Raw genomic sequence first — 13874 nt, forward strand, 5'->3', positions numbered from 1 at the left:
CATGAACTGGCTGGCGTACGGGCAGAGCGTCGCGAACTTCGCCTCGATCGCCGGCGGGGCGACATACTTGCCGTTCGACAGCTTGAACAGTTCCTTGATCCGTCCGGTGATGGTCAGGAAGCCGTCGTCGTCGAGCTTGCCCTGGTCTCCGGTGGCCAGCCAACCGTCCTTGAGCGCATCGGCGGTGGCGTCGTCCAGGTGGTGGTAGCCGGCCATCACACAGTCGCTGCGGAACTGAACCTCGCCTGCGTCGCTGATGCGGACCTCGGTGCCTTCGAAGGGCAGGCCGACGGTGCCGAGCTTGTAGTTGTCCGGTCGGTTGATGAAGCCCGCGCCGGACGACTCGGTCAGCCCGTAACCCTCCAGGATCAGCAGGCCGGCGGCTTCGAACCATTCGGCGATGTCGCGGTTGAGCGGTGCGGAACCGGAGACGAAGAACCGAATCCGCCCACCGAACACGTCGCGGATCTTGGCGAACACCAGTCGGTCGAACAACTTCTGCTGTAGCACCAGGTGCGGCCACACGAACTTGCCCTCGCGGCGGCGGCGGGCGACCTCCTTGCCCACCGCGAACGCCCACCCGAACAGAACAGCCTTGGCGCCTTTCTGCTGGGTGACGATCCTGGCGTAGGCCTTCTCGAAGATGCGCGGCGCCGCACCCATGAAGGTCGGTTTGACCACCCCGCAGTTTTCGACGATCTTGTCGACGCGACCGTCGATGGCGGTGGCGAAACCGCAGGCCACCTGGGTGGCGATCAGCACCTTGCCGAAGGCGTGCGCCAGCGGCAGCCACAGCAGCTGCAAATCGTCCTCGCGGAGCAGGCCCATGTCGGCGATCACGCCGCCGGTGTACACCCAGGCCTGGTGGCGCAGCCGGACGCCTTTCGGCTTGCCGGTGGTTCCCGAGGTGTAGATCAGCGTCGCCAACTGTTCGGGCTTGATCTCGTCGGTGACTTTGCGGACGCACGATGGATGTTCGGCCAGGTATTTCGCGCCCTGGTCGGCGAGGTCGTCCAGGGTGATCACCCAGTCGCCGTCGCCGTCGCCGTCGATGACCACGACCTTGGTGACATCGGGCAGCTCGCTGCGCTTCTCGGTGAGCTTGTCGAGCTGGGTCTCGTTCTCGGCGAAAACGATCTTCGAGCCGGAGTCGGCCAGGATGTAGGCGGTGTCGTCGGCGTTCGTGCTGGGGTAGACGGTGGTCGTGGCCGCGCCTGCGCACAGGATCGCCAGGTCAGCCAGGATCCACTCCAGCCGAGTGGCCGAAGCGATGCCGATCCGGTCCTCGGCCTCGATGCCAAGCGACAGCAGCCCGGCCGCCAAGGCTTCCACCCGTTCGGCTGCCTGCTTCCAGGTGAGCGAGGTCCAGTCGTCGTTCTCGGGGAAGCGGAAAGCCTCGTCGTCGCCCGACGCGTCGACGCGCTGCAGGAACAGCTGCGCCAGATTGGCCGCGCGGGTCGGGGTAGCACTGGTCTGGCTCATCGGACTTCCCTTTGCTCTCAGCGACATACCTTCATCTACGCATGCCGACCCGCTGCGCCCGGCTTCGCCGCGCTTGCGATCGACTCCGTTTTATTCATGTCGACCCGCTGCGCCCGGCTTCGCCGCGCTTGCGATCGACTCCGTTTTATTCATGTCGACCCGCTGCGCCCGGCTTCGCCGCGCTTGCGATCGCCATGGCATTGATCTTGCTGGGAGTGCCCACCGCTGTCTGGCCAAAACGTGAATTTGGTGTCCGATTAGGTGCTGGCTGTGGCTTCGGCCAGTTCCGGCTGCACCATTCCCGCGGTGTTGGCCAACCAGTTGGGCGCAAGCACCGACAGCCCGGTGGCCGCTGCGGTTGCTCCCACGACACCGGTCCAGGCGACCGGCCCCAGCGGGGTGCATCCGAAGAAGTGGCTGACGCCCGGCGTTTGAACGATGGCCACCAGCACCGCCGAGCTGCCCAGCGCCGTCGCCACCACGAGCGGACTGTGCCGGCGGGCCAGCAGCGTCTGAGCCAGCTGTGTGGTCACCAGCGCAGTCAATCCCATCGTCGCGGTGCGCCTTTCGGTGCCAGGGGTCCACCGCCCGATGGCCCACGCCGCTGTCGCGCCGGCGGCCGTGACGGCCCCACGGGTCACGATCTGACGCATCAGCGGAATGTCCAGCGACGGCGTCGGTCCGGTCAGCACCGATCGCTGGTAGGCGCGCCGCGCCTCGACGGCCTCTTCCTCGGTGTCGTATTCGTCGGCGTCGGGTTCTTCGAACTGCGGGGTGACGGCGACCGCGAGTGCCGGGAACATGTCGGTCAGCAGGTTCACCAGCAGCAGTTGACGGGTTCCCACCGGCGCCCGCCCGCTGCCAAATGCCGTCCCGATGATGGTGAACAGCACCTCGCCGACGTTGCCGCCGACCAGGATGGTCACCGCGTCGCGCACACCGGCCCACATGCCACGACCCTCGACCAACGTCTCGAGCAGGACGCCCAGGTCGTCGTCGGTCAACACGATGTCGGCGGCGCCGCGAGCGGCCGACGAACCACGACCGCTGACCCCGATACCGACGTCGGCCATCCGGATCGCGGCGGCGTCATTGGCCCCGTCGCCCACCATCGCCGTCACTCGTCCGCAGCGTTGCAGTGCCGCAACGATCTGGACCTTCTGTTCCGGACTGACCCGGGCGAAGACCTGCACATCGGCGGCGAGCTTGGCGCACGCGTCTTCGTCGAGACCGTTGAGCTCGGCGCCGGTGATGACCCGCGCATCGGCGGGCAGCCCCAGCTGACGGGCGATCGCCCGCGCGGTCACCGGGTGGTCGCCGGTGATCAGTACGACGTCGCGGTCGACCTCCTGCAGCGCTTCGATCAACGGGCGCGCGGACGGGCGTGCGGTGTCCGCCAAGCCGACGTAACCGATCAACTCCAGATCACGCGCGGCGGCATCGACGGCGTCGGCGTCGGTGTCCTCGTCGTCGGTGCCGTGCTCCCAGCTGCGCCTGGCCACCGCCAACACTCGCAGGCCCTGCTCGGCGAGGTTGTGCACCAACGACTCCGCGTGGTCTTGATCGGCCTGCGGGTCGGTGAACCGGCAGCGCGGCAGAACAACCTCTGGTGCGCCTTTGAGCATCAGCACGCGTCGGTTGGGATCCTCGCTGAGGGTGCCGATCGCGGCGGCGAAGCCACGGCTGGACTCGAACGGAACTTCGGCGAGCAGGTTCCACCCGGGATCGCCGTCGCCGGCAACGGACTCCGCGGCTTTGAGGATCGCCTCATCGGTCGCGTGGGCGTGTCCCTGCGACTCGTGCGGCTGGCTCGACGCGCGGGCTGCCGCCCGCAACACCCGGGTGGACTCCGGGTCGGCGATGCCGGGCATCGGCCCCCGCGGGCTGGTTGTGGACGGCACCGAAAGCACAAGCCGCAGGCGGTTTTCGGTGAGCGTGCCGGTCTTGTCGAAACACACCGTGTCGACTCGGCCCAGTGCCTCGATGGTGCGGGGAGCGCGCACCAGCACGCCGCGCGTCGAGAGCCGCTGCGCGGCGGCCAGCTGAGACAGGGTCGCGACCAGCGGCAGGCCCTCTGGAACAGCGGCCACCGCGATCGCGACGCCGTCGGCGACCGCCTGTCGCAGCGACGCCCGGCGCAACAACGCCAAACCCGACACCGCGGCCCCGCCGGCGAGGGTCAACGGGAGCACCTTGCCGGTCAACTCGCGCAGCCGCGCCTGCACCCCGGCCGACGACTCGACATCGACGACCGCCGAAATCGCGCGGTGCGCTGCTGTGCCGACGCCGGTGGCCACCACGATCGCCCGGGCATGCCCCGCCACGATCGTGCTGCCTTCGAAAAGCATGCTGGCCCGCTCGGAATCGCTGGCCGCGACCGGATCGACCTGCTTGTCGACCGGCAACGACTCGCCGGTGAGCAGGGATTCGTCGACCTCGAGGTCCTCGGCCACCAGCAGGCGGGCATCGGCGGGCACGACGTCGGGGGCCGCCAAGTCGATCACGTCACCGGGGCGCAGGGCACTTGCCGTCACCGTGACCAAGCGCTCGGTGTTTCGGGCGGCCTCGAGGCGGCGTCGCGCGGTCGCCACCGCCGGCACGACAACGCGGCGCGCGAATTGTTCCTGCTCGGCGAACAACTCGGCGGCAGCCGCGTCGGCCCGCAGACGTTGCGCCCCGCCGGTGAGTGCGTTGACGGCCATGACACCACCGACCAGAAGCGCATCGACGTTGCTGCCCATGATCGCCGAGGCGGCCGCGCCGACGGCCAGGATCGGGGTCAGCGGATCGGCGAGCTCGGCCCGGGTCGCCGAGAGCAATCGTCGGGCCTGCCGCGTCGGGCCTCGCAGCGGCGACACCAGCGGGCTGTAGGAAAGATCCTCGAGAACACGTCGCCAGCCCGGCATGCCGGGCTCGATGGCCAACGGCCGGGCTCGACCGGCCAATCGCGAATAGACGATCTCGGGGTCCAGCGCGTGCCAGGCCGTCAGCGGCTGCGGCGTGGGATCGGGTTGGCGCAGCACCTTGCCGGCCGAAAATGCGCCCGAAATCAGCGCGCTGGCAGCGGCCGCGTTGACCGGGTTGAGCCAGCGCCGAAGCGCCAACGGGTTCGTCGACGTCTGCGGATTACCGGTGACCAGCAGCAGCCCGGCCAGGGTGGTCCCACCCTTGGCGAGGTTGACCGACGACTCGCTGGCCTGCCGTGCAGCAGGCAGCGCCGACAGAATCCGAACTGCGGCAGCCAGATCGGTGCCGGTAATGATGTCTGCGCTCCACGGCGTCGCCGCCCGGGGATCGTCCAGCGCGACCCCGACGTCGGCGATGGCCAGGGCGGCCAAGGTGTCGGTCGAGGCGAAGTCGCGGTGCAGCGCAGTGATCAGCAGTACCGGCCCGCGATCGGCCCGCAGGTCGCGCACCAGCTTGAGCAGCGGGGTGCCGCTGGGATGACTGGCGGCGACGCTGGCGGCCAGATCCTGGGTGCCGGCCACATGCCGTAGCACCACCCGGGCCCCGGTTCGGTTCGCGATCTGCAATAGCGGAACCGCGAAAGGGTCGACCTCCCAGCCGACTTCGACGTGGCCCACCATCTCGCCGTCGACCACGAGGTCGGCGTGTTCGAGGCCTTGCGCGGGCGTGGCCGACGGCCCCTGCGGACGTACCCATCGCAGCCGCGCCCCGGTGGCAGGCAGCTCGTCGGGGTCGGGCTCCGGCGGCTCCTCGGCGTGCAGCAGCGCGTCGGCCACCTCATAGACCCGGTCGGCGTCCCAGCCTGGCACGTCACCGCGGGCGTGCAGCACAGCGCGGTGGTCGCCGCGCAGCGCGGCGCCGTCGATGACGACGACTTTCACCCGATCCAGCCGGCGCAGGGCGCCCGGGTCGAGGATCATCTGCCCGTCGTCGGCAAGCCCGCGGCCCAGCACCGCGGCGAAAGACTGGCGGCCCATGTGTGCGGCCTTCGGTATGCCGGCCAGCACCGCGCCGGCCGCGTCTTCGGTGCCGCCGCCTGCGACCAGCGCACTGGCGGCAGCAATCAGCGAGCCGTTCGCGGCCTGGTCGACATAGTCCTCCACCGGCCCGGCCATCGACCCCTTCGCGGTGTCGATGGCGGCGTCGATTGATCCGTCGACCACGACGTGCGACGCTTCGCCCGCCGCTGCCGCTGCCCAGTTATGGCGGGTGGCTTGCGATTTAGCGCCGGCTGACGAGATGACGGGGACGACCGGAGCCTGCGGCCTGCTGGGGGACGCCAGCTGCGGCTCCCGGTCGCGCCAGCGGCGGCGGTGCGCCTCGGCTTCGGAAATCTGCAGGACGCGTTGCGCCAGGTTCAACAGCGGTGTGCCGACCGCCTGGGTCAACCCGTTTGCCGCCGCCGTCGACGCGCTGAGGGCGAGATCGGTGCCGACCCGGCCCAGTCGCGATTCGAGCACGGCGATCATTCGCGGCTGATTGTTCAGCAGGGCAGCGGCCGCCCGGGTGGTCTGCGGTGCCGCGGGCAGCCTGATCACCCAGCCGGTGACTGCGGCACCGATCGCCACCACGTCAAAGGCGGCTGCGGTCAGTGGCACCAGAACCGCCAGCGGGTTGCCGGGATCGGCGAACGGCGCGATCCGGATCTGCGGCTCGCGTCCTGCAGCGGCCAAGTCGGCCGCTGCGGAGTTGACCACGTCGCGGACGGTTTCCAGCACGACGTCGGCGTCGGCGTCGGCGGCGACTTCGACCACCAGCCGGCCCAACGCGCTTTCGACGTGGGCGCTGGCGACTCCCGGAACCTTGCGAACCGGCTCTTCGACCACCGCCGCGTGCTCGTGCCAGCGTGGAAACGGCAGCAACGGATCCAGGTCCAGATGCACGCGTTGCCCGCTCTGCCAACGCACGGTTGCCGACGCGGCATCCCGGTCGCCGTCAGCCGAACGGCCGGTCCCCAGCACCCGTGCCGTCGAATGAGTCACGGTGTCGATCACCGGGCCGGTCAGCGTTTGCACGGCATCGGCGGCACTGGCCACACTCTGCACTCCGGCCTGCAACATCTGTACTGCTCCACCGGCGACACTGCCGACAATGGCGGTCACACCTGGAACCCTCATTACTTACCCTTCACAACGTCTACGGTGTCGATCAGTACCGCCTGGGCAAAGCGGCCTCAGCTGTACGACGAAATCGGTAGAAAGCGGACACCCCGGTTAAGACCCGAGCGTACGTGTTACGCCCGCGTCCAGCCGTGCGAAGAATTGTCAATCGGAATCTATGTGCATCCGCTGACATGGATTCGCCTGCCGACGCCGACGCAGACGTTGACCGGCGGCGGCGGTGGCGGCGGTGGCGGAAAATCTTGCGGCAGCGGCGCGTAGTCGGCCGGCGGCGGAACATAGGCGTTGACCGTGTCGGCCACGTTGGTGCACCCGCTCACTGATACGCGCCTGCCCACGCTCGCGCACACGTCGGCGTTGGCAACGCCGGTGGGCTGCACGACGCAATCCGACGTGAAAGCCATCAGCGCTACGCCCGCGATGATCCAGGATCGCAGCCACACGGCCGCGGCGGCCCTCGTCGGGGTCACGCGACGCCCCCAACTAATGGAGTCCACTGGCAACGCTCCCTGACGTCGGCCAGCGGCTGACGGATGCCCTCGAGATCAGCTTCCTCTTGCGGATTAGCGCCGAAGTAGTTCTGCACCTCCGCGCCGATCTGGTCTTTGGGCTGATCCTGAAGGCCGGTGTAGAAGCCGTTGACATCGGGGTGAGTGAACAGGTAAGTCGAGAGCGCCGTCGCGACACCAGCCGCAACACCGGCGACGTCCGCAGCCGAGCAGTTGGCCGGCCGCGGCATCGGATCAGCCGCGGCTTGACCGGCGGCAGCAGCCAGCAGCGTGCCGGCGATCGCGCCGGCGCCGATCACGCCGATTAGCCGACGCGAGAACAACTCTGAGAGGGACATAACTGGCTCCTTAGTGCGGCAACCGGTGGCGGTCGTCCCCCGAGCTAAAGCTAAGCAGATACAGCCCGATGTTCCGGCGTATTAATGCGAAAGCAGATCAGCGTGTTGCCGGCAGGTGAATCAGACCGGCATCGACGGCTCCGTCTTTTCCAGCAGCATGATGTCCTCCATTTCGCCGCTGAGCGGCAGTTGTGTTCTACGAGTCGACTTTTCGCCGTTATTTCGGCAGGACCCGGTTGTTATCGCAATTTCTGCAGCCCGTCGCCGGTGAGCAGATATCCGGGTGCGGTGCTCGCGGGGTCGGCGCGGATCAGCTCCACCAGAGCGGACCCGGCCCGCTCGGGGGTCAACAGCTGCCCCAACTGCTCGAGGTATGCGTCGTCGGTCTGGCCGCTGCGGGCCGCGTAGGCGCGAACACCGCGCCGGCCCACGTCGCCGAACGGCGTCATCCTGGGCAGCACCGCAGTGACGGTGATGCCCAGTCCGGCGCGGCGCGACTCCTCCTGGGCGTAGCCGGCGATGAACCGCTGGGTGGCCTTGGACCCGGCGTACCCCCCGCTGGCCGGAGATCCGTTGATAGCAGCTCCGCTGCTGATCACGACGACCCTGCTGCCGGGTTGTAGCGGCTGCAGCAGCGCCTCGCGCAGCCAGGTGAACGCGATCTTGACGTCGGTATGCCAATTGACTGAGAACGTCTCCCAGGTCTGGTTCTGCAGCGGGTGCATCACCGGGTTGGCGCCGGCGACCAGGATGAGAAGCTGCGGCTTGTATTGGTCTAGCAGACTCCACGCCGCCGCCGGGTGGCCGCATCGGCAACCTCGGTCGCGACCTTCGGACTGGCATCGGCCAGTTCGGCAAGCGCCGGCCCGGTTCGGGCCACCGCGACCACCGGCGCGCCGGCGTCGGCGAACGCGACGGCGATGCCGCGTCCCAATCCGCGGCTCGCGCCGACGACAATCGTTGTGCAGCTTGACAAATCACTCATGATTGCACTCTTTCGTTGTTGTTGGGGGCTTTTAGCTGGCGGGTTGCGGCTGCGCCAGCGCCGCGTACTGGCGTTCGAGGACCTTGGCCGCGCCGGTGTCCCAGTTGTGCGCGATGGACTGTGACAAGGGATCGGGGAAGATGTCCTCCTGCCCGTTCTCCACCCCGTCGAAGACGGCGCGCGCCACCGACTCCGGTACGGCCTTCGGTATCTCCAGACCGCGAGTCATGTCGGTGTCCACCGGGCCAGTCAGCACGGCGTGTACCGTCACACCCTGCTCGGCCAGCAGCACCCGCAATGACTGGGTCAGGTTGAACGCGGCCGCCTTGGAAGCGGAATACGCCGGGATGAACGGCAACGGAGCCAGCGCGTTGACCGAGAGATTGTTGACCAGCGCTCCCTTCGAGCGCGTCAACAGCGGCAAGAACGCCTGGGTCACGGCGTACGGACCGAACAGGTTGACCCGCAAATGCTGTTCGAGCACAGCAGGATCGGTCAGGTCGTCATAGAGCGCGACGCCGGCGTTGTTGATCAGGACGTCCAGCGACTCCACGCGCTGTGCGGCCGCCCGTATCTGCGCGGCGTCGGTCACGTCCAGGGCAACGGGCGTAACGCGCCGGTCCGGGTGGCTCACGGTCTGGCGCGAGCCCGCATACACCCGTATTGCGCCGCGGCGCAAAGCTTCCTGGACCAGCGCCTGTCCGATGCCCCGATTGGCCCCGGTCACCAGAACTGACTTTCCTGTGATAATCACATCGCCTCCTCGCGTTGGTTTCGACTGTCTCGCCAATACAGATGCCGCAATGTCGAGAAACTGGGCGCAGGATCTGCGCCCAGTTCGCGGTCTCGCCGGCGTCAATACTGAAAAGGTGAAGCACCCGCGAGGGAGAGGTGGTGACACGTGCTGACAACCGATCTGATTGCCAGGGCGCGGGCCGGAGACGGCGAGGCGTTTCGTGAGTTGACCGAGCCACACCGCCGCGAGTTGCAGGTGCACTGCTACCGGATGCTGGGATCCCTGCACGATGCCGAGGACGCCTTGCAGGACACCCTGCTCGCTGCGTGGCAGGGCCTCGAGGCATTCGAGGGGCGGGCCTCGGTGCGCACGTGGCTCTACCGGATAGCCACCAACCGGTGCCTCAGCGCGCTTCGCTCGGCTCGCCGCCGCCCGGCCAAGGAGTGGAACATGCAGTTCGACGTGCCCGAGCCAACTCGACTCAGCGAAATCGTCTGGCTCGAGCCATATCCCGACGCATTCCTCGAGCCTGCGCTGTCGCTGGATCCCGAGGCGCGCTACGAGCAGACTGAAGCGATCTCGCTGGCGTTCGTGACAGCCCTGCAGGTCCTGCCGGCCCGCCAGCGCGCCGTACTCATCTTGCGCGAGGTACTCGGATATCACGCCAACGAGGTGGCCGACATGCTCGACTCGACCGTCGAATCGGTCAACAGTGCGCTCAAACGAGCGCGCGCCAGCCTGCAGCGCCGACTGCCGGCGGGCGAGGACGGTCCGGCGCCGGCCCCCGGGTCACCCGCCGAGCAGGAGCTGCTGGCGAAGTTCGTCCGCGCTTACCAGTCCGGCGATGTCGATGCGCTGGTCACCCTGCTGACCGCCGACGTCAGCGTTTCCATGCCGCCGATTCCGCTCGAATATCAAGGCCGCGACGTCGTTGCCCGCTTCTACGCCAGCATCTTCGGCGCCGGCCGACTATACGACTTGGTGCCCACCCGGGCCAACGGCCAGCAGGCGTTCGGCGCCTACCTTTGCGCGCCCACCGGCGGCATCCGCCATGGGGCCGGCCTGCTCGTCCTGACCCTCACCGGCGAGAAGATCTGCGCCCTGACTCGCTTCGACAACGACGTCCTCCCACGGTTCGGGTTGCCCCGATCGCTGCCGGGTTGACCGCCATCTCAAGACCTGAACCACCGCAACCGAAAGGCGGAGAACACATGAACACGCCCCCGATCGTGTCGCCGCAGGAGTGGGCGGCCGCGCGCCAACAGCTGCTGGCGAAAGAAAAGGAAGTGATGCGCGCGCACGACGCGTTGGCGGCGCAGCGACGGCGGATGCCGTGGCTGGTTGTGGACAAGGACTACGAATTCGACGGACCCGACGGCAAGGTGAACCTGCTCGGCCTGTTTCAAGGTCGCCGTCAGCTACTCGTCTATCGGGCCTTCGTCGGGCCCGACATCGACGGCTGGCCCGATCACGGCTGCCGCGGCTGCTCGATGATCGCCGATCACATCGGCAACCTGGCTCACCTCAACGCCCGTGACACCACGCTGGTGTTCGCCTCGCGTGCACCGCAGCCCGGTATCGGGCGGCTCAAAGCACGGATGGGCTGGCAGATGCCGTGGTACACGATCACCGACAGCTTCGACGTGGATTTCGGCGTGGACGATTGGCACGGAACCAATGTGTTCATCCGCGATGATGACCGGGTCTACCGCACCTATTTCATCAATGGTCGCGGCGACGAGGTGCTAGGCAACACCTGGAGTTTGTTGGACATGACGGCGCTCGGCCGTCAGGAGGCCTGGGAAGACTCACCGGACGGCTACCCGCAGAGCCCGCCGTATGAATGGTGGGACTGGCACGACGAATACGGGGAACGTGCGCCGTCGCGCTGGTTCGGTGAACCCGACCCCAACAATCCCAATGACCCGCGGCCACCGCGGAGCTGATATCCGGCGGCAGTAGGTTCTCTTCCAGAGGAAACCAGAAGGGGGCCGGCGTGTCGGGAGCAACCACTGACGTCTGGGAGGCGATGTCCACCGCGCGGACGATGCGACGGTTCACCGACGAGCCGGTCGACGACGCCACGCTGGAACGCTGCCTGCAGGCCGCGGTGTGGGCGCCCTCGGGCGCCAACGCGCAGGCATGGCGTTTTGTGGTGCTGCGGTCACCCGAGCAGCGGGCGGTGGTGGCCAAGGCCGCGGCTCACGCGCTGGAAGTCATCGAACCCGTCTACGGAATGACCCGGCCCGCGACCGACGACCACAGCCGGCGCGCCCGCACCAACCGTGCGACCTACGAGCTGCACGACCGGGCCGGTGAGTTCACCTCGGTTCTGTTCGCGCAGAAGCACTTTCCGACGGCGTCGGAGCTTCTGCTCGGCGGTTCGATCTTTCCGGCGATACAGAATTTCCTGCTGGCCGCCCGCGCTCAGGGGTTGGGCGCGTGTCTGACCAGTTGGGGCGCGTACGGCGGTGAGCAGTTGCTGCGGGACGCCGTGGGTGTGCCTGATGAGTGGATGGTGGCCGGGCACATCGTGGTGGGCTGGCCGAAAGGACGGCACGGACCGGTGCGCCGCCGACCGCTGGGTGAGGTCGTCAACCTCGACCACTGGGACGAGCCGGCAGCCGAGTTCGTGGGCCAAAGATCATGAACCGAACGGAGTCGCTGCCCGTTATCTGGACGGAGATGGCGTCCAACAACTCAGCGGAGGGCTAATTTGTCTACGGCGACGACGAGACGCGACTGGCAAGTGGCGAAGCGCATTTCAGTGGTGGGGCAAGGGATCAGCAGATACGGGCTGGCGCTGACGCTGGCGTGGATCGGCTTCGGCAAGTACATGAAGATGGAAAGCCGAGTCCTCATCGAACACAGCCCGTTGATGAGCTGGGTCTACGACGTGTTCAGCGTCAACACCGTCGCGCGCGGGCTGGGAACTATGGAGATCGTCGCGGCGATCTTGATCGTTGCCCGGCCCGTGTCGGCGCGGCTGTCGGCGATCGGCAGCGCGATCGCGATCGTGCTGTTCTGCGGGACGTTGAGCTTCCTGTTCACCACGCCCGGCGTGGTGAGTCGGTTTGCCGGGCGGATCCCGGTGCTGTCGGCTCTGCCCGGCCAGTTCTTGCTCAAAGACGTTGTGCTGCTTGGCGTCGCGGTGTGGAGTTTGGGTGAAGCTCTACACGCGCATCGCGTGTCGTCAGCTTTTGATGCCGACCGTGATCAAATCGGAGATCGCCCGAGTCCATAGCGGCCGCCGGACACGGTGCTGCTCGCCGACGGTGAACCCGGCTCCCTCGAATAAACGCCGCATCTCGGCGGGAGATGGATTATGTGACGGTTTCCACTTAGTGCTCGACGGGCCCTGCAGCAATGCGTGTCGTGCACTGAGCGTCGCCACCGCCGCCAGCCCGCCCGGTGACAGCACGCGGTGAAATTCGCGCAATGCGCCGGGCTGGTCGAAGAAATGGAACGCCGATGTCGTCACGACCGCGTCCAATGTCCCGTCGTCGAAGGGCAGCTGCTCGGCCGGGCCGCGAAGCCATTCCACCTTCGCTGATCGGGAGCGGGCCTGATTGAGCATGCCTTCGGACATGTCCACGCCGTAGACGTTGGCAGGATGTAACTCCCGTTCGATCCGGTCGGCAAGAATGCCTGTGCCGCAAGCGATGTCAACCACCCGCGCGGACTGGTGGACGCGCAGTTGCGCGACCACCTCGTCGTGCGCCGGTCGGTAGACCCACTGCTGCAGAAACGGCAGGTTGTAGGCCGGGGCCGCCACACCCCAGAACCGCGTGACGAACTCGTTGAAGCCGCGCCGCTGCGCCGCCGCCGTCACTTGGTCGAGGTGTAGTAGATCGTGTCGGCCATCGACACCGAGTCGTTGCCCTGCGGGACCGGTGGCAGGTCATACTCAACCAGCAGTTCGCTCATCGGCTTGCCGACCGACCGCCAGCCCAAAGTGTCCAGGTAGACAGCCACGTCGTTGCGGTCTCCCTGATAGCCGAGCTCGTCGAAATCCAGGTCGAAGCCGTTGGCGCGCCATTTCTCGGTGGCCTTGCGCAGCAGCTCCCGGGCCTGCTCCTGGTCGACGTCCGCCATGTCCGGGATGGCCTCGGTGGCCAGCCGGCTGCCATCGGCGCTGAGCGCGGAAATGTTGTCCAGCAAGCGGTCCTGCGCCTCCGGTGGCAGGTAACCGAGCAGTCCCTCGGCGATCCACGCGGTGGGCTGGCTCCGGTCGAAACCGGCTTCGGTCAACGCGGCCGGCCAGTCGTTCCGCAGGTCGATGGCGACCGTGCGGCGATCAGCGGTCGGGGCCGCACCGAGCTCGGCGAGGGTTTCGGTCTTGAACGCGATCACCGCTGGCTGGTCGACCTCGAAGACAGTCATGCCGGTCGGCCAATCCAGCCGGTAAGCGCGGGCATCAAGACCAGAAGCCAGAATCACCGCCTGGCGGACACCGGCCTGCGTCGCCTCGGCGAAGAACGCGTCGAAGAAACGGGTGCGGGCGGCCATCGCGTCGGGCATCTGCTGGAGCTTCCAGCTGGACTCGTCATCGTCGACGTCTGCGGCGTTCAAGTCTCCGGTGGCCAAGCGAGTCAGGAAGTCGATCCCGACGGCTTTCACGAGTGGCTCAGCGAACTGATCGTTGATCAGGGGGTTATCGGCCTTGGTGGCGACGGCCCGGGCCGCGGCAACCATCGTGGCTGTTGCTCCAACGCTGGTCGCGAGGTCCCAGGTGTC

13 protein-coding genes are annotated in these 13874 nt (G+C 67.6%); 4 read left to right on the forward strand and 9 right to left on the reverse strand.

Annotated elements, in window-relative coordinates; genetic code table 11:
• The 7 genes from VGG53_RS18640 to VGG53_RS18670 form a co-directional block, all read right to left on the reverse strand.
• The coding region (locus tag VGG53_RS18640; protein WP_331519569.1) for an AMP-dependent synthetase/ligase at positions 1 to 1482 on the reverse strand (1482 nt) is incomplete at its 3' end.
• Positions 1483 to 1739: 257 nt separating this feature from the next.
• Positions 1740 to 6566 (reverse strand): cation-translocating P-type ATPase, encoded by a 4827-nt coding sequence (locus VGG53_RS18645; RefSeq protein WP_349257524.1) that lies wholly within the window; start codon positions 6564 to 6566, stop codon positions 1740 to 1742.
• 158 nt (positions 6567 to 6724) lie between these two features.
• Complete coding sequence (locus VGG53_RS18650; RefSeq protein ID WP_331519579.1) at positions 6725 to 6973, reverse strand: hypothetical protein; 249 nt, start codon at positions 6971 to 6973, stop codon at positions 6725 to 6727.
• Positions 6974 to 7035: 62 nt separating this feature from the next.
• Positions 7036 to 7416, reverse strand: coding sequence for a heme-binding protein (locus VGG53_RS18655; RefSeq protein WP_331519570.1), 381 nt, complete (start codon positions 7414 to 7416; stop codon positions 7036 to 7038).
• A 239-nt stretch (positions 7417 to 7655) separates the two neighbouring features.
• Entirely contained in the window at positions 7656 to 8141 is a 486-nt protein-coding gene (locus VGG53_RS18660; protein WP_331519571.1) for an SDR family oxidoreductase, read from the reverse strand.
• Between the two features lie 50 nt (positions 8142 to 8191).
• Positions 8192 to 8401 (reverse strand): SDR family NAD(P)-dependent oxidoreductase, encoded by a 210-nt coding sequence (locus tag VGG53_RS18665; protein WP_331519572.1) that lies wholly within the window; start codon positions 8399 to 8401, stop codon positions 8192 to 8194.
• 31 nt (positions 8402 to 8432) lie between these two features.
• A complete protein-coding gene (locus VGG53_RS18670) occupies positions 8433 to 9155 on the reverse strand; it encodes an SDR family NAD(P)-dependent oxidoreductase (RefSeq protein ID WP_331519573.1) in 723 nt (240 codons plus the stop codon).
• A 147-nt stretch (positions 9156 to 9302) separates the two neighbouring features.
• On the opposite strand from VGG53_RS18670, the gene VGG53_RS18675 reads away from it, so the two are divergent.
• The 4 genes from VGG53_RS18675 (at position 9303) to VGG53_RS18690 (ending at position 12381) form a co-directional block, all read left to right on the forward strand.
• Entirely contained in the window at positions 9303 to 10301 is a 999-nt protein-coding gene (locus VGG53_RS18675; protein WP_331519574.1) for a sigma-70 family RNA polymerase sigma factor, read from the forward strand.
• A 47-nt stretch (positions 10302 to 10348) separates the two neighbouring features.
• Positions 10349 to 11083 carry a DUF899 domain-containing protein gene (locus VGG53_RS18680; RefSeq protein ID WP_331519575.1) on the forward strand — a complete coding sequence of 245 codons (735 nt, stop codon included), beginning with the start codon at positions 10349 to 10351 and terminating at the stop codon, positions 11081 to 11083.
• 83 nt (positions 11084 to 11166) lie between these two features.
• Positions 11167 to 11787 (forward strand): nitroreductase family protein, encoded by a 621-nt coding sequence (locus VGG53_RS18685; protein WP_331519580.1) that lies wholly within the window; start codon positions 11167 to 11169, stop codon positions 11785 to 11787.
• A 99-nt stretch (positions 11788 to 11886) separates the two neighbouring features.
• Positions 11887 to 12381, forward strand: a complete 495-nt coding sequence (locus VGG53_RS18690; RefSeq protein ID WP_331519576.1) for a DUF417 family protein — start codon at positions 11887 to 11889, stop codon at positions 12379 to 12381.
• Here VGG53_RS18690 and VGG53_RS18695 read toward each other — a convergent pair.
• Together VGG53_RS18695 and VGG53_RS18700 are read right to left on the reverse strand one after the other, a co-directional pair.
• Positions 12331 to 12969 (reverse strand): class I SAM-dependent methyltransferase, encoded by a 639-nt coding sequence (locus VGG53_RS18695; RefSeq protein ID WP_331519577.1) that lies wholly within the window; start codon positions 12967 to 12969, stop codon positions 12331 to 12333. The genes VGG53_RS18690 and VGG53_RS18695 overlap by 51 nt on opposite strands.
• The coding region (locus VGG53_RS18700) for a class I SAM-dependent methyltransferase (RefSeq protein ID WP_331519578.1) at positions 12966 to 13874 on the reverse strand (909 nt) is incomplete at its 5' end. The genes VGG53_RS18700 and VGG53_RS18695, both read right to left, overlap by 4 nt.

It is taken from the genome of Mycobacterium sp., from assembly GCF_036490025.1.
Taxonomy (GTDB): domain Bacteria; phylum Actinomycetota; class Actinomycetes; order Mycobacteriales; family Mycobacteriaceae; genus Mycobacterium.

Excerpts from the sequence above, each read along its gene's own strand:
- VGG53_RS18645 (WP_349257524.1), bottom strand. The coding sequence starts at position 6,566 with ATGAGGGTTCCAGGTGTGACCGCCATTGTCGGCAGTGTCGCCGGTGGA.
- VGG53_RS18650 (WP_331519579.1), bottom strand. The coding sequence starts at position 6,973 with ATGGCTTTCACGTCGGATTGCGTCGTGCAGCCCACCGGCGTTGCCAAC.
- VGG53_RS18655 (WP_331519570.1), bottom strand. The coding sequence starts at position 7,416 with ATGTCCCTCTCAGAGTTGTTCTCGCGTCGGCTAATCGGCGTGATCGGC.
- VGG53_RS18660 (WP_331519571.1), bottom strand. The coding sequence starts at position 8,141 with ATGCACCCGCTGCAGAACCAGACCTGGGAGACGTTCTCAGTCAATTGG.
- VGG53_RS18665 (WP_331519572.1), bottom strand. The coding sequence starts at position 8,401 with ATGAGTGATTTGTCAAGCTGCACAACGATTGTCGTCGGCGCGAGCCGC.
- VGG53_RS18680 (WP_331519575.1), top strand. The coding sequence starts at position 10,349 with ATGAACACGCCCCCGATCGTGTCGCCGCAGGAGTGGGCGGCCGCGCGC.
- VGG53_RS18685 (WP_331519580.1), top strand. The coding sequence starts at position 11,167 with ATGTCCACCGCGCGGACGATGCGACGGTTCACCGACGAGCCGGTCGAC.